The organism is Acinetobacter sp. T_3_1, from assembly GCF_025377055.1.
Classification (GTDB): Bacteria; Pseudomonadota; Gammaproteobacteria; order Pseudomonadales; family Moraxellaceae; genus Acinetobacter; species Acinetobacter kookii.
The window spans coordinates 1-24,159 of the sequence record NZ_JACHVD010000006.1; the positions used below are offsets into that span (position 1 = coordinate 1).

At 42.0% G+C, this 24,159-nt stretch carries 21 protein-coding genes and 1 pseudogene; 6 read left to right on the forward strand and 16 right to left on the reverse strand.

The features are described from left to right. The 5 genes and pseudogenes from H4I94_RS08015 to H4I94_RS08035 form a co-directional block, all read right to left on the reverse strand. Positions 1-209: pseudogene (locus tag H4I94_RS08015) on the reverse strand (transposase); the annotation flags it as partial. A gap of 229 nt (positions 210-438) precedes the next feature. After that, positions 439-1,668, reverse strand: a complete 1,230-nt coding sequence (locus H4I94_RS08020; RefSeq protein WP_261182719.1) for an MFS transporter — start codon at positions 1,666-1,668, stop codon at positions 439-441. Between the two features lie 244 nt (positions 1,669-1,912). Next, positions 1,913-3,313: a bacteriophage abortive infection AbiH family protein gene (locus tag H4I94_RS08025; RefSeq protein ID WP_261182720.1), complete on the reverse strand. Its 1,401-nt coding sequence runs from the start codon at positions 3,311-3,313 to the stop codon at positions 1,913-1,915. Positions 3,314-3,407: 94 nt separating this feature from the next. Next, on the reverse strand, positions 3,408-3,788 hold the full coding sequence (locus H4I94_RS08030) for a hypothetical protein (protein WP_261182721.1): 381 nt from the start codon (positions 3,786-3,788) through the stop codon (positions 3,408-3,410). 111 nt (positions 3,789-3,899) lie between these two features. After that, a complete protein-coding gene (locus H4I94_RS08035; protein WP_092820158.1) occupies positions 3,900-5,309 on the reverse strand; it encodes an FAD-binding oxidoreductase in 1,410 nt (469 codons plus the stop codon). Between the two features lie 355 nt (positions 5,310-5,664). On the opposite strand from H4I94_RS08035, the gene serA reads away from it, so the two are divergent. Both serA and H4I94_RS08045 read left to right on the forward strand, forming a co-directional pair. Beyond that, the gene (gene serA, locus H4I94_RS08040; protein WP_092820160.1) at positions 5,665-6,897 is read left to right on the forward strand and encodes a phosphoglycerate dehydrogenase; all 1,233 of its coding nucleotides are present in this window, start codon (positions 5,665-5,667) and stop codon (positions 6,895-6,897) included. Positions 6,898-7,325: 428 nt separating this feature from the next. Then, positions 7,326-8,216, forward strand: coding sequence for an EamA family transporter (locus H4I94_RS08045; RefSeq protein WP_261182722.1), 891 nt, complete (start codon positions 7,326-7,328; stop codon positions 8,214-8,216). Between the two features lie 53 nt (positions 8,217-8,269). Here the strand turns inward: H4I94_RS08045 and H4I94_RS08050 are convergent, their stop codons facing one another. Beyond that, positions 8,270-10,024, reverse strand: coding sequence for an FAM171 family protein (locus tag H4I94_RS08050; RefSeq protein WP_261182724.1), 1,755 nt, complete (start codon positions 10,022-10,024; stop codon positions 8,270-8,272). Positions 10,025-10,254: 230 nt separating this feature from the next. Between H4I94_RS08050 and H4I94_RS08055 the strand changes: the two genes are divergently transcribed. After that, positions 10,255-11,130, forward strand: a complete 876-nt coding sequence (locus H4I94_RS08055; RefSeq protein WP_261182725.1) for an EamA family transporter — start codon at positions 10,255-10,257, stop codon at positions 11,128-11,130. A gap of 54 nt (positions 11,131-11,184) precedes the next feature. Here the strand turns inward: H4I94_RS08055 and H4I94_RS08060 are convergent, their stop codons facing one another. The 3 genes from H4I94_RS08060 to truB all read right to left on the reverse strand — a co-directional run bounded on the left by H4I94_RS08060 (position 11,185) and on the right by truB (position 13,493). After that, positions 11,185-11,643: a hemerythrin domain-containing protein gene (locus H4I94_RS08060; protein WP_261182726.1), complete on the reverse strand. Its 459-nt coding sequence runs from the start codon at positions 11,641-11,643 to the stop codon at positions 11,185-11,187. 157 nt (positions 11,644-11,800) lie between these two features. Next, positions 11,801-12,568 carry a sulfite exporter TauE/SafE family protein gene (locus tag H4I94_RS08065; RefSeq protein WP_131273077.1) on the reverse strand — a complete coding sequence of 256 codons (768 nt, stop codon included), beginning with the start codon at positions 12,566-12,568 and terminating at the stop codon, positions 11,801-11,803. Positions 12,569-12,584: 16 nt separating this feature from the next. Continuing rightward, positions 12,585-13,493 carry a tRNA pseudouridine(55) synthase TruB gene (gene truB, locus H4I94_RS08070; protein ID WP_261182728.1) on the reverse strand — a complete coding sequence of 303 codons (909 nt, stop codon included), beginning with the start codon at positions 13,491-13,493 and terminating at the stop codon, positions 12,585-12,587. A 147-nt stretch (positions 13,494-13,640) separates the two neighbouring features. Between truB and H4I94_RS08075 the strand changes: the two genes are divergently transcribed. The 3 genes from H4I94_RS08075 to H4I94_RS08085 all read left to right on the forward strand — a co-directional run bounded on the left by H4I94_RS08075 (position 13,641) and on the right by H4I94_RS08085 (position 16,896). Continuing rightward, the gene (locus tag H4I94_RS08075; RefSeq protein ID WP_261182729.1) at positions 13,641-14,672 is read left to right on the forward strand and encodes a lipase secretion chaperone; all 1,032 of its coding nucleotides are present in this window, start codon (positions 13,641-13,643) and stop codon (positions 14,670-14,672) included. Between the two features lie 89 nt (positions 14,673-14,761). Further along, positions 14,762-15,745 carry an esterase/lipase family protein gene (locus tag H4I94_RS08080; protein ID WP_131273080.1) on the forward strand — a complete coding sequence of 328 codons (984 nt, stop codon included), beginning with the start codon at positions 14,762-14,764 and terminating at the stop codon, positions 15,743-15,745. A 185-nt stretch (positions 15,746-15,930) separates the two neighbouring features. Beyond that, a complete protein-coding gene (locus tag H4I94_RS08085; RefSeq protein ID WP_131273081.1) occupies positions 15,931-16,896 on the forward strand; it encodes a lipase family alpha/beta hydrolase in 966 nt (321 codons plus the stop codon). A 69-nt stretch (positions 16,897-16,965) separates the two neighbouring features. On the opposite strand, the gene rplS is transcribed toward H4I94_RS08085, so the two are convergent. From rplS to H4I94_RS08120, 7 genes are all read right to left on the reverse strand, one after another. Beyond that, positions 16,966-17,340: a 50S ribosomal protein L19 gene (rplS, locus tag H4I94_RS08090; protein WP_086197174.1), complete on the reverse strand. Its 375-nt coding sequence runs from the start codon at positions 17,338-17,340 to the stop codon at positions 16,966-16,968. A 135-nt stretch (positions 17,341-17,475) separates the two neighbouring features. After that, entirely contained in the window at positions 17,476-18,216 is a 741-nt protein-coding gene (gene trmD / locus H4I94_RS08095; RefSeq protein WP_261182732.1) for a tRNA (guanosine(37)-N1)-methyltransferase TrmD, read from the reverse strand. 28 nt (positions 18,217-18,244) lie between these two features. After that, positions 18,245-18,793, reverse strand: a complete 549-nt coding sequence (gene rimM / locus H4I94_RS08100) for a ribosome maturation factor RimM (protein ID WP_092820169.1) — start codon at positions 18,791-18,793, stop codon at positions 18,245-18,247. Positions 18,794-18,823: 30 nt separating this feature from the next. Then, on the reverse strand, positions 18,824-19,081 hold the full coding sequence (gene rpsP, locus H4I94_RS08105; protein WP_092820170.1) for a 30S ribosomal protein S16: 258 nt from the start codon (positions 19,079-19,081) through the stop codon (positions 18,824-18,826). 143 nt (positions 19,082-19,224) lie between these two features. Continuing rightward, entirely contained in the window at positions 19,225-19,650 is a 426-nt protein-coding gene (locus H4I94_RS08110) for a type IV pilin protein (protein ID WP_261182733.1), read from the reverse strand. Beyond that, positions 19,650-20,243, reverse strand: a complete 594-nt coding sequence (locus H4I94_RS08115) for a type IV pilin protein (protein ID WP_261182734.1) — start codon at positions 20,241-20,243, stop codon at positions 19,650-19,652. The genes H4I94_RS08110 and H4I94_RS08115 overlap by 1 nt, the downstream gene beginning before the upstream one ends. Before the next feature lie 8 nt (positions 20,244-20,251). Continuing rightward, positions 20,252-24,148 carry a pilus assembly protein PilC gene (locus H4I94_RS08120; RefSeq protein ID WP_261182735.1) on the reverse strand — a complete coding sequence of 1,299 codons (3,897 nt, stop codon included), beginning with the start codon at positions 24,146-24,148 and terminating at the stop codon, positions 20,252-20,254. Positions 24,149-24,159: the final 11 nt, after the last annotated feature.

Below are 24,159 nucleotides of genomic sequence, written 5' to 3' on the forward strand. Positions count from 1 at the left end.
TGAGACCAGTCATGAACGATCAATGCATAGCGATGCTGTGACGAGTTGATCTGCTCACATGCAAGCTGTTCAATCGGCTGGTTTAACTGGCTAAAAGAAATCTTGTCATTATTCAGGAATCGCCAAACGGCCTGTGTGGTTGCGAAACTCGACCTTTGGGCAGAAGCCAGGTCTTTGATTGAGGGAGCAAGTGAAGCAAGAGGATTCATATTGAGCTTTACAAGGCTGTTATAGCGTTTAATCAGACGCTGATCCAGACCGGAGATGTTAAATTGAAGAGCATGCTCTTCAATTTAACGCAAAGCTCGGGAATTGTGTAGATACCTATGCCTTCTAGGAGAGGGTTAGGGAGAGGTCATTTTACAATCTAAATACACCCTCATCCCTTGCGGAATATATTCCTCATCTCCTACAAAGAGAGGAAAAAAAATCAGTCACTTAAAACTGTCCCTGCTTCACCCGTTCCTTTAAAATCTGCTTAAGCATCGCTCGCGGAAAACTGAACCACAGTGCAATTAAAACAAAACACGCCACGCTATAGGCTAAATAGTGGTAGTGTTCATACATCACCCGAACCAGTTCAATAATGATAAAGAAGCTGAACATCAACAGCATCGAAACGGCTGCTGCCACTGTACCTTTGGATACTTCCGATGACATCAGCGCAAAACGGTACAGCACCGAAAAACTGATCCCTTCACCAAAGCTGATGAGCGTCATACCTGCAATGAGGCACCAGATCAGATACTCCGGCAAAATCACTCCAACCAGTAAAATTACGGTGCCGAGCAGCATAATCGGCAAGCCCATCAGCACAGATCTGCCCAAAGCCAGTTTGTCGATAATTTTAATCAGCACCACATTTCCAACAATCAATCCACCCAATACCGGAAACTGTGCCAAGCCGTATTGCATGCTGCTAAAACCCAGTTCTTCCACCAGCATGACCGGTGACAGTGCAATCCAGAGCATCAACGGCATACTGACCATCGGCAAAGCCAAGGTCATCGTCAGAAAACGTTTGTTTTTATAGACTTGTTTAAAGTCATCCAGAATGTAGCTGAATGGCTGTTTTGGTATGCTGACTTTGTTCTCGGGCATTTTGGCTTTCAGTCCAAACCAGCTTAAAAAGGCTAATGAGGCGATGCCGATAAAGCCCCAATGCCAGGACACATGATCAATCAGGAAGGCACCCACCACAGGGCCGAGTAAGGGTGCAAGCAATGAAATATTCGCCATCAGCGCCATGACTTTAATGGCATCACGTTCTTCAAAAGTTTCCTGAATTGCAGCATAGCCGACTGCGGAAATAACGGTTAAACCAATACCTTGCAAGAAACGTAGCGCCAAAAAACTTTCAATAGTGTGGGTGAGTAAAATCAGCAAGCAACACAGTACAAAGAACAGCACGCCGGCAAGTAATACTTTTTTTCGTCCTAGTCGGTCGGACAATGGGCCGAGCAACCATGCTACACATGCCCCACCCAGCAGGTAAAACGACATGGAAGATGGCGCCCATGAACTGCTCACGCCAAAGTCTTTGGTAATGGCGAGCATGGCAGGCTGCACCAAGTCATTGCCAATATAGACGGAAAATTCAAACAGGACCAATGCCAATGGAAACATCAGCGTGGCACGGTTTAAGGTGGCGGTTTGAACGTTTTGCATTGTTTTTCTACATATATTTTAAGCTTGTGGGGCTACACACTATTTTTAGGGAGAGAAGCGTCAGCCCAATGCCAAGCATTGAGTGTTTAAATTAGAGTTTGGGAAATGCACTTGCTTATAAGTGACTTAAAACACCGTATTCACCAGGTGTTTAAATAAAAAATTCGTGAGAATAACTGATCTCAAACAAATACACCTACTTGGTTGAGTAGGTGTATTTTAGCAGAGACCATTTTTCTTGTCTTTAAGCTGTTTTTTCCGAAATCATTTCATTAAATTTAATTTCTGGATTTGATTTAAACACCAGCCATTTATTTTTCATCCATTGCTCAACTTTATCTTTTCCTAAAATTGCCAATAAATTATTTAATAATGCAAATTTCGCTGGCTTATTAAAATAATAAGCCGTTACGCGTACATTTCGATCTATGTCATCATTTAAACTAAACAGATCGATAATATAGTCTTTATCTGAAACATCTAGTGAATGTCCCCAAATATAAAAGTTAAGATTCAATTTCTGAGAGTTTATTTTATTTTCCAATTGACTTTGAGTAGCGCGGATATAAGCTGATTGTACAGGCATCAATGTTTTCCTTTTTAACTCCTCTATCATATTTTTACTTTCTAGAATCTCACTTTTATATCCATCTAGAAATAAATAATCAGTATCTTTAAAAAGCTTTTGCTGATATTTAGTAAATCCATACGCTTTTATTTTTTTTAAGGATTCACTCTCTAAATCAGAAACACCCAGAACAATATTTTGATCTTCACCACAACTACCATGTAAGTATTCCACATCAACAGCATCATGAAGTCTTTGGTAGGTATTGGTATAGTTAAATGAGAAGATTTTATCAGGATAAGACCACTCAGCATCAATCTCTATCTTTTTTATTTGGAAGAGTTGACCAACAATAATTTCCAAATATACGTTAAAGATTTCAATAAATTTCTCTAACTCTGTGTAAAGAAAACTCATAAAATCAGCAGAACTAAAGCCATTTTTAACATTCTTTCCGTGACAAAAATCCTTATTTAAATTAAAAGGAATCATTACTCCATCATTTTTAGTTGTAAACTTAAAGAAATTTAGAATATCTAAATCATTTGTCTTTATTTTTAAATTATCTTGCCCTCTATTATTCAAATAATTTACTATTTTTTCTCGATGATCCATTGATTCTAGATCAACTATACAACGTGCGACTACAACTAAGACATCTTCTATTTTTTGTTCAAAATCAATCCATGTTTTTATTTCTTGTACATGATCTTTAAAATATTGATACCAACAATTAAGAGACAATCTATATTGAATTTTAATAACATCTTGTGCAGAAAGGAGGATACTATCTGTTAAATAATATTCCTTTGTTTTACTTATAAAATTAGGGTCTCGTGTTTTTAAAAATAACTCATCAAAATTCATATGATGAGATGGTTGTTCCACTTCATTACGTTTTTGAAAAAGTTTGTCTAATTCTTCTAACCACTCTTCTATTTTTCTTTCAGACAAATTTCTAGGCAAACCACCTGTATTTTTATCTTCAATTGCCCTCATCACATCCATAAAATGATCATACTTTGTCGGCAAATAATGCGACAAATCAAAGCCATTGCCGACAATTAAAATATTCATTGTTCTTATATCCTCAAACGCAAAAAAGCGCATCAAACGATACGCTTTTTATGCAGCATTACAACTTACTTTTCAACCATAAATCAAAGATTTATTAAGGGCATTTCGCTTTCTGAAAAACCTTGGTATTTTTCCCACGCAAACATTGATACGACTTCTCTGTATCCACCTTCTTCCAGTCCCCATCTACCAGTTTAAAACTATATACCGTACGCATTGAACGAACCGAGTCATCCATTAAACCCGTTTCCGTGACTTTTACCTGCGCAGCAGTTGGGGACTCTACACTGTTAAAAAACTGACGAATCTCCACCGTTGCCGAACCCTTACGCAAATCAGGTCGTTCTTTTAACACTTGTTGCAAAGGCGTATCAGACGAACCAATATTCACTTTAGAGGCCAATTTTTTAGTCGTTGCACAACCCGTCGTGATTAAGCCCAAACAAAGTATAGAGGTAGAAAGTAAACGTAACATTGGGAAATCTCCCCCATAAAAAAAAGACATCACATCTATGATGCCATGCCTTTTTTTCATACTCGATAACAGTTATGTAGTCATCGGCGCATAGAACTTACAGGTTAAATATTAAAGATCGAACAGTTTACCCGGGTTCATAATGCCGTTTGGATCGAATACCTGTTTCAAGGCTTTCATGTAGCCAATTTCTTCTTCAGAACGGGTGTAGTTGAGGTAAGGTTTTTTAGTCATACCAACACCGTGTTCTGCAGAAATCGAACCGTCATATTTTTTCACAGTATCGAATACATATTTGTTCACCACCTGACATTTGGCAAAGAATTCATCTTTAGACAGGTTCTCTGGTTTTAAGATGTTCAAGTGCAAGTTACCGTCACCAATATGACCGAACCAGCAGATTTCAAAGTCAGGGTAATTATCCGCAACAATCGCATCAATTTCTTTAATAAATGCAGGAACATGCGTAATAAGTACGGAAATGTCATTTTTGTATGGTGTAAACGGTGCGATTGATTCAGAAATATCTTCACGCAAACGCCATAAGCTGTGTACCTGTTCCAGGCTTTGGCTCATGACACCATCTAGCACCCAACCCTGTTCCATGCAATGCTCAAAAATTTCCATCGCCTTGTCCATGATTGGCTCAAACGGCGCTTCAAATTCAAGCAGTACATAGAATGGACATTCCGTTTCAAACGGACGTTGTACATGACCATGATCCAGCACTTTTTGCATCGCAAGTTCACCAAAGAACTCAAATGCAGTTAAATCAATTTTTGCCTGGAATGCGTGAAGTACAGGCATCACGGCTTCAAAGTCAGGTACACCCAGTACCATCACTTGCAGGTCTTGCGGTTGACGCTCCAGCTTGATTTCAGCTTCAGTCACCAGACCAAGCGTACCTTCACCACCAATGAACAAATGTTGTAATGCATAACCGGTCGCGTTCTTGATCATGCCCTTGTTCAGGCGCAGGATGTCGCCCTTACCGGTTACAACGGTCAGACCCAGCACCCAGTTACGGGTCATGCCGTATTTGATCACTTTAATACCACCGGCATTGGTGCCGATGTTACCGCCAATTTGTGATGAACCTGAAGACGCGAAATCCACCGGATAATACATGCCCTGTTCTTCGGCATAGTTTTGTAACTGTTCAGTCACCACACCCGCTTGTACACGCACCATACGGTCTGCCGGGAAGAATTCCAGAATCTGGTTCATCTTGTCCATGCTAACCACAATTTCACCGTTGGCTGCTACTGCACCGGCCGATAAACCGGTACGGCCGCCCGACGGTGTGATGGCAATGTTGTGTTCATTGGCAAATTTAACAATCGCCTGCACCTGTTCCGTACTTGATGGAAAAACAATGACTGATGGGTTTGGATCGAAATGCTTGGTGTAGTCTTTGCCCCAGGCATCGAGACTAGCAGCATCAGTTTTAATGCGGTTTTCACCCACAATGGCTGTCAATTGGGTTAATAACTCAGGTGTTAAAGCGACTGGAGCATTCATCGTTTGCAGACCTAGCAAGAAATATACAAGTGGTGGACGGTCTATAGAGCATTCTTTGCAAAGAGATTTACAAAAAAATCATGTCTTAGACTGGGTGTGAGCATAAAATCAACAATATAACTGTGATCGATTTCACTACTCGACATTATAAGACATTTTTTACTGAAACCTGGTGAAAATAAGCATTTTGACAATCTAGGCTTAAAAATTACAGCTTTAGTTAGACCAAAATCTGTAGTTCCTGGCATATGTATGGCAAAAATACCTATAGTCTCCGTCATAAAGGAAATGTATATAGACCCTTCTCGTATGTTATCATATCGCGACTAAATTTGGCCTTTGTAGCGGAGCCGTAATGAGCCAACATCTTTCACTGCCTAAAGATAAAATTCGTTTCTTGTTGTTAGAAGGCGTTCATCAAAACGCAATCGACACTTTAAATGCTGCTGGATACACCAACATCGATTACCGTAAAACTGCGCTTGAGGGTGAAGCGTTGAAAGAAGCGGTAAAAGATGCCCACTTCATTGGTATTCGTTCACGTACTCAACTGACTGAAGAAGTATTCGAAGCAGCCAACAAGCTGATCGCTGTTGGCTGTTTTTGTATCGGTACCAACCAGGTGAACCTGGATGCAGCAATGCGTCGCGGTATTCCAGTATTTAACGCACCATATTCAAATACCCGTTCAGTAGCTGAACTGGTACTTGCTGAAGCTATTTTATTGCTTCGTGGCGTACCTGCTAAATCTGCTTCTACTCACCGTGGTGGCTGGAACAAGTCTGCAGTAGGTTCGTATGAAACTCGTGGTAAAACTTTAGGTATTGTCGGTTACGGCTCAATCGGTTCTCAACTTTCAGTGCTTGCTGAAAGCATGGGTATGAATGTCATTTATTATGATGCAGTAACCAAACTTCCTATGGGTAACGCACGCCAGGTCGGTACGATGGGCGAGTTGCTTGCAAATGCTGACGTGGTATCTCTACACGTTCCAGACGTTCCATCTACGCGTAACTTCATGGGCAAAGAACAGTTTGCTCAAATGAAAGAAGGGTCAATCTTCATCAATGCTGCACGTGGTACATGTGTAATCATTGAAGACCTTGCGGATGCCATCAAGTCTGGTCACATTGCAGGTGCTGCAGTTGACGTATTCCCTAAAGAGCCTAAAGCCAACGGTGAAGAATTCGTTTCTCCACTTCGTGGCCTGGACAACGTGATTCTTACCCCTCACGTGGGCGGTTCAACCATGGAAGCGCAAGCCAACATCGGTCTTGAAGTTGCAGAGAAATTCGTTGCTTATTCAGATAAAGGCATGACCTTGTCTGCTGTGAACTTCCCTGAAATCGCGTTGCCATTGACTGAAGGTAAACACCGTTTACTGCACATTCACAAAAACATTCCAGGCGTGCTGTCTAAAATCAACAACCTGTTTGCTGAACACGGCATCAACATCTCTGGTCAGTCTTTAATGACTAAAGGTGATGTCGGTTACCTGGTGATGGACGTTGATGCAACTGCGTCTAAAGAAGCACTCGATACGCTTCACGAAGTTGAAGGTACAATCCGCGTTCGCGTATTGTTCTAATTCAATTTTATTTAAAAAACCACAGCATTCATGCTGTGGTTTTTTGTTTTTTAAGCCCAAAATTTAATATTCTGAATGGAAGTGAATTTCGTGACAAAACCATTCGCAACTGTTTGAGGCAGACCGACATTTCAGTAATTTATGTTTCTGCGATGAACAAAATTAGATGGAAACATTTGACGAGTTTTGCGATGAGAATATTTGAAACATGTTTCAAATGTTCGCAAGGTGGTTTTGTTCTTGCGTAGCTTTGCTACTCATACCGAAACAAAAGTAATAAACTCTTTCAAGAAGGATTACCCGTCTCAATGAAAAGACTCCGTCGTGAAATTTATTCAATATTTTTGAATATAAACAAAGGCTGTAAATTTTTTACAGCTTTTATTGCTGATCTCCCGCTATTCGAGAAATCGAACCAAATTTAGTCAATGTTGAATTTTAAAAATACACCCCATGTTCAGGCACTATTGTTATTGCTGATTGCAATGATCAGCGTGCAGAGCAGTGGCTCGCTTGCCAAAATCCTGTTCGGTCAGTTTCCCGTCCTGAGCGTTGCAGCCATGCGCATGCTCATTGGTGCTGCAATCTTGGCACTTATTTTTAAAATCTGGCAGATCAATTTTAAACAGGTGAAATGGAAAGCCATTATCAGCTACGGTATTGCACTTGCCGGTATGAATGCCATGTTTTACCTGTCGATTAATCGCCTGCCGCTGGGTATTGCCGTTTCTTTTGAATTCATTGGACCGCTCAGTGTTGCGCTGTATTATGCGCGGCAAAAATTTGATTTTATCTGGGTCGGACTGGCCATTCTTGGTCTCATTTTATTATTTCCCTTCAATCAGGTTTCCCAAAGTCTCGATTTGATCGGGATTGCTTTTGCATTCGGTGCAGGCGCCTGCTGGGCGTTGTATATCGTAGCCGGACAAAAACCTCCGGGTATTTCAGGTAATCATACCGTGTGCTTGGGTATGTTCATCGGCATGTTGTGTTTAATGCCGATTGCCCTGTTTTCCGGTATGTCAGCCAGCGTTTTTGAACCTTCGAACCTCATTTATTTTATTGCCTTGGCAGTACTGGCCAGTGCCCTGCCTTTTACTCTGGAAATGATTGCCCTACGCAATTTAACGGCGCTGAGTTTCGGTACTTTAATGAGCGTAGAACCGGCAATTGCAGCATTGTCCGGTTTTATCTTTTTAGGTGAACAACTGATGTGGAATCAGTGGCTAGCATTAGTCACTATTATTACTGCCTCGATGGGTTGTACTTATACTACGCAAAAAGCCAAGAACAGAACTGAAAATAAAATCAAGGGATAAAAAACCGTGCAGTTGCACGGTTTTTGAATGCTTAGATTCTTAGATGAATCGCATTAAGTCGGCACCCAGCACGGCGGGATGCTTTCCTTCGGAGGATTATTCGGATCTAATTCAACATTATTCATTGTGGCATCGCACCACTGAATCTGATCAAAATCAAATTGAATTTGATTATTGTCGTAAATAGTTTCAGAACTCCAAGAAATTGGCTTTTGCAAATTATTCTTTTCAAGCACACCATCCGCACCTACCCATGCCCAGTCTACTTGTGATTGTGGAGGTATTGGCAAATAAACACTAATCTGCTGATTTAACGGCAAGCGATATTGCTTATAAAAATTAGGCTGCTCTGTATTACTTCCTGTAATATAATAATTCCCCCTTAAATACACCATGCAATATGACGGCACCACTTCGGATGAATTACAGCGCAGGCTGACTTTATACTGATCAAACAGTTTTGTGGTCTTACTCAAGGTAATGGTAACAGGACCTTTTAAAGCTGAAGTCACAGAACCCGTTGCCTGATACACAGCCGCACCTTGTTCATAACTTGCACTTGCTGCAGTCCAGGTCAAATTGGTGGCATTCTTCAGTCCAGAAATAATTCGACCACCTTCAGCCGGTACAGTAAAGGCTATACCATTGAAATGACCAGAACATGCCACAGCTTTTTTCTCTGCTGTTACACATTTGACGAAGTTATCTGTAGTTGGTGTGCCTAAATCAATAATGACATTGCCCGTTGTGCCAGAGGTCTTTTCACCAATCAACGTGCCTGACTCATCTTTTGCTGTCCAAATAATTGAACCTGCTGATGGCATATTGATTACTGTTGAACCCTCTGCCGGAATGGAATTTACTTTGGTAAATGATGAACCATCATCCAATTTCACTTGAGCTGTGACATGACATGGAACCGTAGCAGCAGCTGACTTACATTGCACAAATACTTTGCCACCATTATCAAATTTAAAGTCCCAATTCCAGGTAGAAAAATGTGAGACCGTTGCATGAACAGCTAGACCCGTACTGGAAGTGAGTGATGCAATCACTTGGCCTTCACCTTCTTCCACCCATAAGCCTTTTGCTTCATCAAAATGCCACATTGGAATTTTTGACCCTACAACCAAGGGCTGATTATTAATACTGGTTAATGGAAGATCCATTTGAATATCAGCGGTTTTGCCTTTAGCCAACTGCAAATGTTCACCAGCAGCATTTTTAAATATTGCAGTAATCATCCCTGCGCTAATTAAGTTAGTTCTATTGCCTTGTGCATCAATCGCATCACCATTGGCTGGCATGGCATTTAAATCAGCTGACTGAATATCCCACGGGCTAAATTCAACTGTTACCGGCCCGGTAGCAGCTTGACCATTCGGCAGCACAAACGCATTTGCCGGAATGGTGATTTTGGCATGGCTATAATCTGACTCTATAACTTGTGCATCTTCAATATTTGATACAGCAACACTTTGTTTAATACTCAGTAAATTCGCTGTGAAATACGCCAAATCCTTAACGTTAATCAATACAGACTGATTAATAAATCCTGCACGACTTAATCGGACAACAACTGAATCGGTCGATTGTGGAAGATTGACTTTAAATGCAGCCAAACCATCAGCATCTGTTTTAAATGTTTGCCCAGCAATGCTAATTTCTACATCGCTCAAAGCAGTACCCTGCGCAGACTGAATAAAAGCAGAAACAGAAACTGATTTTTCAACAGCCACTTCGCCTTTTACAGGTTCAGGGCTGGAATCACTATTCGAACCACAACCAGTCAATGTCACTCCAAGCATACAAGCAAAAGTCATATACTTTAATTTTGTTGTTAGTCTCATTCTTATTTTTCCATTAATTTTCAAATAATAAAAAAGCCGCCTATTATTATCTTTTTGATTATTAAGTACAATTTTACTATATTATTCACATGATTAACGTTATTTTGAATATACATTATTCCACAACCTTCACTTCGCATTGCTATAATCACCGCACTTAAAATCTATGCACTCTAGTGTGTACCCCGATGCCAAACTCTCAACTTCTTGCCGTAGTCTTCATGGTTCTGTCCATGATTTCCTATCAAATCAGTGCATCGTTTGCAAAACAGCTGTTCATGGTGCTCGATCCTCTCACCGTCACGATTCTAAGGTTGTGTTTTGCCTCCGTCATTGTCTGCATCATGTTTCGTTCGTGGCACATCTTAAAGCGTCTGTCCTTTTTAAAATGGCGTGACTTGTTGTGCTATAGCGCAGCACTAGGACTCATGAATATCCTGTTCTATATGTCCTTGGGAAAGTTACCGCAAGGCATTGCAGTCGGTTTGGAATTTATCGGACCTTTGGGCCTGGCGTTACTTTCTATCCAGCGGCGTAATGATTATCTTTGGGTCGGACTCGCCATTTTAGGCATTGCCCTGATGGTGCCATGGGGACAGGCTCGAAGCGAACAATTTTCGCTGATCGGTGCTGCATGTGCCTTGGCGGCGGGGCTGTGCTGGGCTTTTTATATTTATTTTGGTCAAAAGGTGGTGCAGCAGAATATTGGTATGCATGCCTTAACCATTGCCATCAGTTTGTCTGCTCTCAGCCTGTTACCGATTGGCTTATACAACAATGCTGCTGCATTGGTGGAAACCCAGTACTGGGGCAAAGCCCTAGCAATCGCAATACTGGCCACTGCCATTCCTTATGCGCTTGATCTGCAAGCGTTGAAGCATTTAAGCAAACTGAGTTATGGCACCTTATCCAGCCTTTCTCCTGCTCTGGCTGCACTCACGGGACTGCTTTTGCTTGGAGAAAAAATAGGATGGCTACAGTGGATTGCCCTGCTGTGTGTGATGCTGGCATCGGTTGGCGTGACATTTAGAGCCAGTAAAACACCAAATCCTCAAAGCTCATAATCAGAAAACCTGGTAAAAAAGACGGCTCCACGCCGTCTTTTTGTTTATATCGCTTTAAGTCAGACTGTCTTTATCTGCCTTTTTATACTTTTTATATTCAGCCAAATATTTCTTGGCTAGGCTTATCTTTTGCTGGTCTTCCAGAATTTTACCCGCCTGCTGGAAAAAACCATGCTCTTCCTCTTTTAAATGATGATGCACCTTTTCAGAAAGTTTCTTGGCTATCGACAACCAACCATGATTGCTAAAATCGGTTTCGGTCAATTGCTCAAGTAATTCATCAATTTCATGGTGTTCCGCCAGGGCATGACGGGTAATACTCAGGCCAGAATCGGTCATCATTAAAGGAATATATAAATAACGATCCTCCGCAACTGCATGAGCAAACAGTTCATTTTTAAGCAGTTCAAACAGCTCACGACGTTCTTCACTATTCCCCGAGGTCTGGATTAATTTTTCAGAAAGTTCTCTCTGAATTTCATGGCTTGCACGTAAAGCTTCGAAAATATTCATCTACACCACCCTTTTATTTGCTACAGCCGCTACACACTCAAAAGACTGCTTATCATTATTTTGAAGACATTCTGCTCATGATCTTAAAAGCGAATGACGCACATGTGGGTGACGAGATGAAGCAATTTGTATAAAAAATTTTAATATCGGGAATGATTTACGGAAAAAAGGTCTGATATCCCAAACGAACAATCAAGATACTGACCAAAATTAAAAACAGAATACGGATAAAACCACTGCCGTATTTCAAGGCAGCCCGCACACCGACTATTGAACCGACTACATTGGCAGCAGCCATCATCAGCCCCAAGCCAAACAGGACATGACCCGTAGGGGCGAAAAAGCTCAGTGCAGCAAGGTTGGTGGTTAAATTGGCCACCTTGGACAATGCCGAAGCATGCAAAAAGTCCGCTTGAAGATAACGGATAAAAAAGAAAATAAAGAAACTGCCGGTGCCCGGACCAAAAATGCCGTCATAAAAACCGATCGCGAGGCTGCCTACAGCAGCCAGCAGCAAGATTTTCGGTGTCAGTTCCTGCCGTACATGTACTTGCCCAAACTGCTTTTTCATAAAGGTATAGATGGCAATCACAATCAGCATCACCAGCACAAAAGGACGCAGCACTTCTTTGGGAATCATGCTGACACAGGCCGCCCCGGCAAAGGAGCTAACAAAAGCACAGCTGGCTATAACCGCCAGCAGCTTCCAGCGCAGCTTGACCTGACGCACAAATGAATAGGCCGCCGATGCAGTACCACAAATCGATGACAGTTTGTTGGTGCCAAACACCGTCGCTGGCGACAGTTGCGGCATGGCATTCATAATGGCCGGAATTTGAATCAACCCGCCACCTCCTACTGCTGCATCAATCGCACCGGCAAAAAATGCAAAAAACAGAAGGCTTAAGACAATTTCAATTTCCATACATTTATTTCAACAATTATTCGAGATTTAATACACGTTTCGGAACCAGGCGCTTACGGTCGGTAATTTCAGCCAGACCCAGACATTTTTCACCATCAAACACCAGCACCTGCGCTTCCGCAGCATGTTCAATATTGCTTTCCATGCCACGGCTAAAATATTCTGCACGCCCTTCAGGTGCCTGAACTTTAGGAAAATGATCGACCGGTGCATAGGCAGGCAGCAACAAAGCCTCTCGCTGCTGTTCAGTCAGACTCTCCAGATATTCGATCGTATATTCAGGAATCAGGTCAAAATGACCGGTTTTAATCCGGTGCAAATAAGTCAGATGACCATATGTACCCAAGGCTTGGGCAATATCTTCGCCCAATACACGAATGTAGGTGCCTTTAGAACAGGTCACATCAAGGGTAATACTATTTTCAGTAAAAGAAAGTAATTCGATGGCATAAATATGAATCGGACGGGCTTCCCGTTCAATTTCTATTCCTTTACGCGCCAATTCATACAGCGGACGGCCTTCTTTTTTCAGTGCTGAATACATCGGTGGCACTTGCTGAATATCGCCAACAAATTTTTCCAGAACCTGCTTTATTTTCTCTTCCGTCAATGCAGGCACAGCCTGTTCCAGCAGTACCTCACCTTCAACATCACCGGTGGTGGTGCTGTGCCCCAAGTGAATCGTGGTCTGGTAACGCTTGGTCGAATCGAGTAAATAATGGGAAAATTTGGTGGCCTCCCCCAAACAGATGGGCAGTAAGCCTGAAGCCAGTGGATCCAGCGCGCCGGTATGTCCGGCCTTTTCTGCCCGATAGAGCCAGCGTACTTTTTGCAAGGCTGCATTTGAACTGATACCTAGAGGCTTATTCAGTAAAAATACGCCGCTGATATGACGGCGCTGAATTTTAGGTGAAGTCTTTTTCATAGTGAAAATCAATCAAGTTCAAACGGCTGCTATGTTAGCAACCGCTTGTCATTTTTTACAACTTTTCTACGTTTTATTCAGTTTTTTATGGCAAATTGAGTTCAATTTTAGAACCTTAATAAACAGAAAAAGAAGGTTGCATAGGAAATGCATAAACATCATAAATTATGGATTATTTTGGTGGTAATTTTGGTATGTCTAGGCGTGCTGTTATTTTGGCTCGCCCCGTCCCAGTCGACCGCAGAACGAACTGATACCGTTCAAAACCTTAATGCACCACCTCCTACCTTAACCTCATCAATGTCTGCCCCCACTGACCAAAGCCGGGCTTTCATCAGTCCTAGCCAGCAAGACACCGAAGTGAACTGTCAGTTAAGCCTGGACAATGCCAATCGCTTGATTGTGAATGAACAGACCCGCAACTGTTTTGAATATTTCATTACCCAGTATGGCGAAAAAGATCTCAAGCAAATCAAACATGATTTCAAAGCCTATATCCAGCAAAACTATAAAGAACCCGCTTTAGGACAAATTATTGATTTGTGGAGCCGCTATATCAATTACCGGGAAAAACTGGGCGAGTTGCAGCCCCCAAATATCGATAAGGAAGATCCTAAATATTATCAAAGCATTTTTGCCCATATGAAAAATCTGCGTAAACAGCTTTTCTCTGACTACGAAATTGAAGGCTTATTTGGTACTGAAGATACCTATCATGAATACACGCTCAATCGCATGACCGTTCTGGCAGACAAGAGCTTAACCGAAGCACAAAAAGCACAAAAATTAAAAGATCTTTTCAACCAGTTACCTGAAAACTGGAAAGAAAATCTCGAACAGCTCAATAAACTGGAAGACCTGCGTAAACTCACCGCGGATATTAAAGCGCGTGGCGGTTCAGCTGAAGATATTCATCAGATGCGTATGAATCTGGTCGGTCCTGAGGCGACGCAACGTTTAGAAACCCTAGATAAGCAACGCAATGACTGGAAAGACAAGATCAATCAGTATCTGGCTGAACGGGACAGCATCATGAAAAGCGGCATGAGTTACGAGGCCAAGCAGCAAGCCGTACAAAAATTACGGACTCAGCACTTTAATAAACCCCAAGAACAACTACGAGTAGGGACTTTTGAAACCATCCATGATCAGGGAGGAAAATTACCATATACCGAATAATCTTAATGTCGTCTGATAAGGAGATCAGATGGATCAACTTATGGATGTACTGATATGAATAAAAACAAAAGTATTAAAAGGAAAAGTTGATGAAAACTTTAAAAAGTAAAAAAGCGCTAACGCTTGCTGTAATGATGACCCTCACTTGCGGTCTTACAGCTGAAACACAGGCAGCAAAAGGAATTTTGCAGATTCAAGAAACGGTCAAATCCGACTATGCCAAGACCCGGTATCCCATTGTCATGACCCATGGCTGGTTGGGCTGGTCACGCATCGGCGATGACAGTTTCAATATTGATTACTGGTATCAGATTTTGCCTGATATGGCGCGCAATGGTTCGACTGTTTTTGCCGCACAACTCTCCCCGGCCAATACCACCGAGTTCCGTGGTGAACAGCTGATTGCTCAAGTCGAAGAAGTGCTCGCAATTACGGGAAAGGATAAAGTGAACCTGATTGGTCACAGTCATGGCGGCCCAACCGTACAGTATGTCGCAGCCGTAGAACCGCAATATGTGGCATCAGTCACGGGCGTGGGCGGAACCTATCGCGGTTCTAAAGTCGCCGATGATATTCAGAGCAATAGCATTAGCCGCACTGCCTTCAATATTCTGGGACAATACATCATTGGTCCACTGATGACCTGGGCTCAAGCCAATCCGGACATTCCGGTAAGCTTTGATGCTTCAATGAAGTCTCTGACTGAAGTGGAATCTACAAACTTTAATAAACGTTTCCCAACCTCTGCTTTGGCTTCAGACTGTAACAAGAGCGGTGCCAAAGTAGATAAAGGCATTTATTACTATTCCTGGGGTGGAACTGCACAAACCACCAACCTGCTGGACATTGATAGCATCTTGATGCAACTCGGACCATTATCTTATGGCAACAAAGACAATGATGGTATGGTCGCTCGCTGTAGTTCACATATTGGTCTGGTCATTCGTGATAATTACAATCTCAATCATACTGATCTGGCGAATATGATGTTTGGTTTAAAAGGAATGTTCGCCCCTGATCCAGTTACCCTGTTCAGACAACATGCCAACCGTTTAAAGTTACAAGGTTTATAATAACCAGCACATCCGGGATATTTTCCCTGATGTGCCCCTTGTTTAAAAATATTTTGTTACATCTATATATTTCACTGATCGAGAACTTATCGTTATTTCATTCTGCCTTATTCAATAATTAATATGACAATCTAAATTGTCTAAAAATAAAAGCATCAAGAAAATATAAAAAATGAGGATTTTTTATGAAATATGGATTATGGCTCGCCGGTCTAGTCACCAGCACGCTATTGGGTACGGCTCAGGCATCCAACACCTCACAGGTGACAGCGAAAGCGGTCTCAACTTATGCAAAAACCAAATACCCGATTGTCTTTAGTCACGGTATGGCAGGTTTCATTACCGTAGGTACAGACCAGTTTGGTCTTGATTACTGGTATCAGATTTTGCCCGACTTGGCACGAAACGGTGCCAATGTCTGGGCCACCCGCGTATCGCCATTTAATTCATCTGAAATTCGTGGCGAGCAACTGGTACAACAAGTCGAAGAGATTCTGGCATTAACCGGGGCAGAAAAAGTCAATCTGATTGGTCACTCGCATGGTGGCCCAACAATTCGCTATGTGGGCGGAGCATTGCCAGACAAAGTTGCTTCCATGACAGGTGTAGGTGCGCCACATAAAGGCTCGCCTGTGGCAGACCTGATTTTATCTGCTGAAGGCACAGCGATCGAAGGCCCACTGGTAGGGGTAATCAATTTTGTTTCCAAAGCCATTACCTGGGCACAAGGGCTTGACCCGCAAAGCTTCCCGCATGATTCACTTGCAGGCGGAACAAGCTTAACCCTTGCAGGCTCTGCACAGTTTAATGCCAAGTTCCCTATCGGCATGCCAAGCACAGCTTGTGGCGAAGGCAAGTTACTCGACCAGGGCATTTATAACTATTCCTTTACCGGTGTCGGGACAGTAACCAATTTGCTGGACCCTGATGGTGCCTTAAAAGTAACAAGTTTGCTGATTGATGGCGGCAAAGAAAATGATGGCCTGGTGTCGCGTTGCAGTGCCAAGTTTGGTAAAACCATCCGCGATAACTATAACTGGAACCATTTAGATGAAGTCAATCAGGTTCTTGGTTTGAAATCTTTATTTGCACCAGACCCGGTAGATGTCTACCGCCAGCATGCCAACCGTTTGAAACAGCAAGGCTTGTAACCACTGCAATGTCAGACATAAAAAAATGCGCCAACAGGCGCATTTTTTTTACTCGTATAAAACTTAAAATTAAGCTTTAGTTTTACGAGCTGGCAATTTTTCACGAATACGTGCAGCTTTACCAGACAATTCGCGTAGGTAGTAAAGTTTAGCACGACGAACGTCACCACGACGTTTCACTTCGATACCAGCAACGATTGGTGAGTGAGTTTGGAATACACGCTCAACACCAACACCGCTAGAAATTTTACGTACTGTGAATGCAGAGTTCAAGCCACGGTTTTTCTTAGCAATAACAACGCCTTCGAACGCTTGTAGACGTTCACGGTCGCCTTCTTTTACTTTTACTTGGACAACTACTGTGTCACCTGGTGCAAAAGCTGGGATGTCTTGTTTAAGCTGAGCATTTTCAACAGCTTGTACTAAAGGATGCTTACCGCTCATGGGGTATCTCCAATAATGTGTGGCTCAGAAGGGTCTGAATTCCACTGGATATAGAGGCTAAAGCGCATATACCCGATTATATTTCTTTTTATGCTTGACCGCTTCAATGCATAAAAAGCCTATTAACGAATACAATTAAGTATTCAAATCTCGTAGCCATTTTTTTTGCTGGCTGGTCAGCTCAACTTTTTCCACAAGCTCTGGCCTGCGTTCCAAGGTGCGTTGATAGCGCTGCAAAAACCGCCATTTTTCAATATTGGTATGATGCCCGGATTTAAGTACTTCAGGCACCTCCAAACCTTCAAAATGGTCTGGCTTGGTATATTGTGGGCAATCTAAAAGACCATCCACAAATGAGTCTTGCACGTGAGATTGTTCATCTGACATGGCACCCGGAAGTCTCCGGATAATACTGTCCAATAAAACCATCGCAGGCAGTTCACCACCCGACAAGACGTAATCTCCAATTGACCATTCCTGATCAACATAATGCTGGATCAAACGTTCATCGACCCCTTCATAACGTCCACACAGTACAATCAATCCGTCATATTGAACGAAATCTTGTACCGCAGCTTCGTTTAAGGTTTTACCTTGCGGTGACATATACACCACAGGCACGTTCACCGCTCCTGCTTCTTGCGCAAGCTCTTTGGCATGGTTGATTGCTTTAGCCAGAGGCTCTGCCATCATCACCATACCGGGACCACCACCAAATGGACGTTCATCCACTCTTTTGTAGTTACCCTCAGCATAATCACGTGGATTAATACAAGTGACTTGTACTATTTCACGTTTTGCCGCACGCCCGCTAATACCATAGGCTGTAATCGCTTCAAACATTTCAGGAAAAAGTGTAATGACTGCAAAAAACATCGCAGACTCCCGTATTTCCGAAAAATTGTTAGTAGTCTACGCCCCAATTAACGTAGATACGACCAGCTTCAATATCAACGCGCTGTACCACATCTTTATGCCATGGAATCATACGCTCTTCAGCATCAACGCTGTCTGGTGTTGCGTGAACCACCATCACATCATTGGCACCGGTCTCAAACAGTTCATGGATTTTACCGAGATTGACTTCCTGGTCTTCTTCATTCAGACCCAACACGGTTAAGCCTTTTAAATCTGACCAGTAATACTCGTCCACACCTGCTTTCGGAAGCTGCGCTTTTGAAATCCAGACATTTGCGCCAACCAGTTCATCCGCTGCAGTACGATCACTCACACCTTTTAGCGAAACAACCAGGCCTTTGCCATGCGGTTTCCAACGTTTTACATCTACTGTTTGCCAACCTGCTTTGGTCTCAATGTACCAAGGCAGATAGTCAAAGATGTTGCTCATAGGTTCTGTATTGGAATAGACCCAGAGCCACCCATTTAATCCATAAGCTGAACGTAACTGTCCAATCTGAATACGATCTTCGGGAACATTCTGTGTTGGTGTCATGGGCAAACTACTACCTAATTTATATAAAAATTATGCAGCAGCTGCAGCTTTCTTAGCTTGAGCAGCTAAAGAAGCAACACGTTCAGAAGGTTGAGCACCTTGTGCTACCCAGTGAGCAAAACGGTCAGCATCTAAACGAAGTTTTTCTGCTTTACCTTGAGCTGTAGGGTTGAAAAAACCGATACGTTCGATGAAACGACCGTCACGCGCATTGCGGCTATCAGTTACAATAATTTGATAGAACGGACGTTTTTTAGCACCACCGCGTGCAAGACGAATAACTACCATGATACAACCTTATAGTTTTTACGGATTATCCCTGTACCGACCATCGATACATTTCAAACCCCTTTCATAGAGGGCAATATTTTACGTTATATTTGCGCTGAAAGAAAGATCAAATTTCAGGTTATCCACAGTTTGAATTTATCTTAGCGACCGTCCCAGTTTGAGGTGGCTGAAGGTGTACATGCTGTCGTAGTTTTAGTCCAACACTTCCACCCATGACTATTAAGAATTACACTTCCATTACCTACCTGAACAGTGCCGGATATAGGCTCTGCAGTTAATGTATAGGTTTGACCACTCGAAACAAGCGTAATCCTATAAACGGAATTAGATATTGGATAATCTTTGCTGGTTGTGCCGTTGTCTAGGGTTGCACTCGTATAATTATGATTGATCACGTAATAACTTTGTAAGCGCTGTGCAATATTCATCATTTCACTTTGTACATCAGCACGGTTAGTACGAATTTTATATTGAGTATAAGAAGGGTAAGCAATCGCTGCCAAAACAGCAATTATTGCCACAACAATCATTAACTCGATTAGGGTAAATCCTTTATTTTTATTCATTACCATCCCTCGCTATACCCGCCACAGTCCGTATAACTTGTAACAACGTCTTTCACTTTTGTCATACAGCGCACCCCTGCACTATTCAACAATAAATCATAGTTTCGTGGCTGTTTTGGTTCGCCTGAACTATCTTTAGCCCGCTGTAACGACATCACCCAACTCAGGCCATTCACACTGGCTGAAGCCGCAGTTTCATTACCATCTGAATCTTTGGCAAAAGTCAAAGGTTTATATCCTGTTCCATTATTGGCTAGCGTTAGGGTATATTTCGCTGTAGAAGCAGTGGAACCAATTGGTAACAATAATTGTCCTGTTGCAGCGTCATAATGACTTGCTGTGGTCGGATTTCCATCAGCATCAGCTCCTGTATAACTATACAAATAACTGGCATCAAAACCTTTGTAACTAAAGTTTTTTGCTTTAAACCGCTCCAGCTCAGCAGCAATGCGTAATGCTTCCTGCCGTGCAATTGCCAGGTCCTGTCGTTCCATATATTGTTGATATGAAGGAAATGCAATTGCTGCAAAAATTGCAACAATCACGACCACAATCATCAGCTCAATCAGGGTAAATGCACGTATTTTATTCATGATTCCCCCTATCGACTTTCATACCAACGCAACTGTCTAAGTTTCGCTGTGGTCGTAAACTCTTGACATTCAGGTAAGTTTGGTGTGGTTGTACAATTTAGAGTTGCAGGACGTCTTACAATCAGACCTGTATTATTAGCATTCCTAAACCCCTGCCCTAAACCTGTGCCTAAAATACCCGCTCCCAATTTAACCCTATTTGGAACGCCACTTGTTGTAGTAGCAAAAGAACACTTTCCTGTCGGCAAGCAGAATTGATAGACATAGGAATCTCCTTTTACACCTGCACCACAAGAACCACCAATACCCGTTCCATCACGATGATACACATTGACATACAGCATACCATCCAAGGCATACAGCTCATTCATGCCTTTATAGACACCAGCTGTAGAAGAATAGGTATATTTCCAGCCATTATTCCCTGTGATAGCGACACCCGTGGTGATATTTGTATTTAAAGAAGCAAGTGTTACATTTTGTGTAGTCAATGTCGGCACCGGTGAGGTAGCGTACAAATTCGTTTTTGCCACATCTTTGTCGTATACGACAAAAACTCCATCTGCGGCACTCACCGTTGAACCTGCCTGGTTATTTGTGCCTGAGGCTGCTGCTGTTCCTACCAAGGGTGAACTACGATTACCTGAACTAAAAGCAACTGCTGCTACATAACCATTATCTTCATGAATAGAAACGCTCGGCATTTCATAGAACCGAGGACTTGTACCTCCACTCGCATGTTCATTAAACAACCGCACCACACGCGTAGCAAAATTAGCTTTTTTAGCACTTGCATCCACACCAGTTGCTGCATTATTTAAATCAACACGGAAAGCCTGCCCACCCAAGTCACCAAAATAAAGATTATCGACCAGACCATCATTATCACGGTCAATGGCATTAATCTGACTCACCACACTATATTTCATGTTTATCGTAGATGCGCTGGCATCAGTAAATGCTTCTGCTCCTTTAGCTGCCGTAGCATTAGCACTACTCCACCAAAGTAAACTACCTGTGTCAGCATCAAACATATAAACACCCGCACCACTACCAGTCGTGGTATTTTGATCATAGGCTGCACTTTCATAACCAGTGTCATATCCGCCACCAACAAACATTACCAGCTTCTTAACACCACCAAATTTAACATAAGCAAGTGTTGGCTTAGACCAGCTTTGGCCCATATAACTTAGTGCATTATCCGTATTTGGTGTTGTAGTTCCATTTGCATCTGTGGTTACAGCAGCAGCAGGATTAATATGAAATTTCAAACTTGGATTATCCAAATCACTTAAATTCAGTGCATAGTAACTACGTCCCCCCATACGCAGACCGCCATATACCCACTGCAGACCTTTAAGTGCCAGATCTGTGTTAGTCCCCCCATCACTGGTACGATCAGAACTTTTTACAGTTAATGTTCCATCTGCTTTTGACACATATTGGGTATATGCTGTCCATGGTGCATCTATACCATAAAATAAATTTGATGAACCTTGTGTACTACTGGTCTCAGATAAGAATGCTACTTTCTGGTTTTGCATCATTTCATGGGGTGCAAAAGCAAATTTCTCTATACCTGTATCAGCATCAACTACATGCAGTAGCCCCTGTGTACTACCAAAGAGTAGATAGTCATCTCGATCTGTTGTATCTAATACTCCTGCAGAACTAACAGTTATTTTACCCCGTTGCGTAAGTAGAATTGGGGTGGAGTGCATCACAGCACCGACCTGACGAAGTTCCGGTTTTGCGGTAAGACTATCTAAAGTAATATCTGTTTCAGTTGCACCCACATTATAACCCAGCAAATTGAGCCAATAATTCTTGTCTGGGTCATTCGCAAATAGAGCTGTTGTACCCGTACCGAATAAACTTTCCACATTAACTTTTTTCAGTGAATTAAGTTCACTAGCCATAAATGGGGCAGCAGTGCCGGTAATTTGACGATTAGTGTAAATCGTACGGTTAGCGTTTTTTTCATTCTCAGCATTTGTACTTAAACCTAAAGATAACTTTCCTTTCATACCTCCTGACCAAATTCCATCAGCTGCTGAATTTAATGCACCAGTATCAGTGATTAAGCGTACTGTTTTGCTGGAATTATAAAGTTCACCATTATAGATATGGTATTTATTAAGATTTCCCGCCCATAACTGGGTAGTTTCTTGAGGCTTTGGAATAAATGAAGCGTAATAACCATACGGCTGAATACGCAAGGGATTTAAGGCGTCTTGCGGTAAAGTAGGAGAACCTGTGGCAACTGGGTCGAATTCAGGTTTTACTTCATCAACAAAATTTAAAATACTTTGAGCAACTTCCCCAGGCTCTGAAGCCGAATACCATCCACCACGCCCGTAAACTCCCCATAATGCGGTATTGGCAATATCAGCACGACTCGCTCCACCAGTTGTTTCACCATAAGTATTACTAATACTTAAAAAACGATTTAATATATTGGCTACATCAGTATTGGTAGAAGTTAAAGGTCCACTTTTAGTTTTTTCCGCTCCAGTATACGCATCTAACCCACTATAGAATTTACCAAAACCCACTACGGCTGTTTTAATTTTGGGGCGATTAGTAGCGCCATTTAATAAAGTGTTGGCAAACTTTGCAATGCAACGCCAAACCTTTTCATTGTCCGGACTAGCAGTTTTTGACTTAAATTCATAGGTCGAATTTTCACTATCCACATTCGTATCCCATGAAGAAGGACAACTGAAACCACTCACTGTAGCTGACATTTCTGTTTCGGGATCTGCAACACTAGTTGTGCTAGGACCGCCATCTGTTAAAACATAAACACCATTACCATTGCACGAAGATGTATCTGTTCCGATGGTATTTAGTAAAGACCTCGCCCCAATCGCATATGCCCTGCCTGTTGGCGTATAGTCAGGAGCATTCATAGTTGCAATCTTTTGCAATATGCATGAACGTTGTGTTGTATTAGATGCCGTACCACATTCCGTTTCAAAAGTGGTTCTCGCAGTTCCTGTTAAACTACTAGAAGTAGTGTCCAAACGCCGCGCTGAAACTAAAACTTCTCCAGTTTTAGAGCTAGTTCCTGAAGTTCCTCCAGTAAACCGCGTTAGACCTATAACAATGTCATTTCCTAATTGCGGAACACCATTTAACCCTTGTAATACGGTAAATAAACCATCTTTGAGTTTGGTAATACGATCGTAATATTTTTCAGTTTGTGTTGTGGTTTGTGCTGGCGCCCCATAATAATTAAAACCATTTGCTGATTCCAAAAAAGTATTTGCGCCAGAAGGTGGCGAGGTCAATAATGTACCTGTAGGACAGTCACCTTGCTGTGTATACGGGGAATTACAAGTATAATAGTTGGTTGTATTTATGGTTTCTGTTTTAAAAACATAGGTCTTTGTTCCTCTATTACAACGATTTTGACTATCACTTGTATTAAAATAATAAGTCGTATTTCCTGATACTTCTGAGCATTCATAAGGACCAAGTGAAGCCTCCGTACCAACACAATTTGTAGCCGTAGTCACATTACTTTGGCACTTATATGTTTTTAATGCTGAAATAGTTTGGGCTTTATAATTATAAGTTTTGGGTAAATTTTCAACCGTAGTATTAGCCATACAATAATAACGTGTATAAGATGGTGTTGTGGTTGATGTCTCGGTGTTATTAGTTGGCACTGTTACCAAACTATCTGCCACAGGAGCATCACATGCAAATTTAAAAGTATTTGTAGCTTTCATACTGGCAGAAGTATCCAGTACAAACATAATTCGTGTTTGACCACCTGTAGAACTACTATAGATATCAATGTCACTGGCTTGTGTCGCAACACTTTGACAAACAGCCAAAGTCATAAACATCGACACCGTCGCTGAAAGTCCTTTTTTTTGATTTATTTTTTTCATCTTTAAATTCT

Excerpts from the sequence above, each read along its gene's own strand:
- H4I94_RS08020 (WP_261182719.1), bottom strand. The coding sequence starts at position 1,668 with ATGCAAAACGTTCAAACCGCCACCTTAAACCGTGCCACGCTGATGTTT.
- H4I94_RS08025 (WP_261182720.1), bottom strand. The coding sequence starts at position 3,313 with ATGAATATTTTAATTGTCGGCAATGGCTTTGATTTGTCGCATTATTTG.
- H4I94_RS08030 (WP_261182721.1), bottom strand. The coding sequence starts at position 3,788 with ATGTTACGTTTACTTTCTACCTCTATACTTTGTTTGGGCTTAATCACG.
- H4I94_RS08035 (WP_092820158.1), bottom strand. The coding sequence starts at position 5,309 with ATGAATGCTCCAGTCGCTTTAACACCTGAGTTATTAACCCAATTGACA.
- serA (WP_092820160.1), top strand. The coding sequence starts at position 5,665 with ATGAGCCAACATCTTTCACTGCCTAAAGATAAAATTCGTTTCTTGTTG.
- H4I94_RS08045 (WP_261182722.1), top strand. The coding sequence starts at position 7,326 with ATGTTGAATTTTAAAAATACACCCCATGTTCAGGCACTATTGTTATTG.
- H4I94_RS08050 (WP_261182724.1), bottom strand. The coding sequence starts at position 10,024 with ATGCTTGGAGTGACATTGACTGGTTGTGGTTCGAATAGTGATTCCAGC.
- H4I94_RS08055 (WP_261182725.1), top strand. The coding sequence starts at position 10,255 with ATGCCAAACTCTCAACTTCTTGCCGTAGTCTTCATGGTTCTGTCCATG.
- H4I94_RS08060 (WP_261182726.1), bottom strand. The coding sequence starts at position 11,643 with ATGAATATTTTCGAAGCTTTACGTGCAAGCCATGAAATTCAGAGAGAA.
- H4I94_RS08065 (WP_131273077.1), bottom strand. The coding sequence starts at position 12,568 with ATGGAAATTGAAATTGTCTTAAGCCTTCTGTTTTTTGCATTTTTTGCC.
- truB (WP_261182728.1), bottom strand. The coding sequence starts at position 13,493 with ATGAAAAAGACTTCACCTAAAATTCAGCGCCGTCATATCAGCGGCGTA.
- H4I94_RS08075 (WP_261182729.1), top strand. The coding sequence starts at position 13,641 with ATGCATAAACATCATAAATTATGGATTATTTTGGTGGTAATTTTGGTA.
- H4I94_RS08080 (WP_131273080.1), top strand. The coding sequence starts at position 14,762 with ATGAAAACTTTAAAAAGTAAAAAAGCGCTAACGCTTGCTGTAATGATG.
- H4I94_RS08085 (WP_131273081.1), top strand. The coding sequence starts at position 15,931 with ATGAAATATGGATTATGGCTCGCCGGTCTAGTCACCAGCACGCTATTG.
- rplS (WP_086197174.1), bottom strand. The coding sequence starts at position 17,340 with ATGAGCGGTAAGCATCCTTTAGTACAAGCTGTTGAAAATGCTCAGCTT.
- trmD (WP_261182732.1), bottom strand. The coding sequence starts at position 18,216 with ATGTTTTTTGCAGTCATTACACTTTTTCCTGAAATGTTTGAAGCGATT.
- rimM (WP_092820169.1), bottom strand. The coding sequence starts at position 18,793 with ATGACACCAACACAGAATGTTCCCGAAGATCGTATTCAGATTGGACAG.
- rpsP (WP_092820170.1), bottom strand. The coding sequence starts at position 19,081 with ATGGTAGTTATTCGTCTTGCACGCGGTGGTGCTAAAAAACGTCCGTTC.
- H4I94_RS08110 (WP_261182733.1), bottom strand. The coding sequence starts at position 19,650 with ATGAATAAAAATAAAGGATTTACCCTAATCGAGTTAATGATTGTTGTG.
- H4I94_RS08115 (WP_261182734.1), bottom strand. The coding sequence starts at position 20,243 with ATGAATAAAATACGTGCATTTACCCTGATTGAGCTGATGATTGTGGTC.
- H4I94_RS08120 (WP_261182735.1), bottom strand. The coding sequence starts at position 24,148 with ATGAAAAAAATAAATCAAAAAAAAGGACTTTCAGCGACGGTGTCGATG.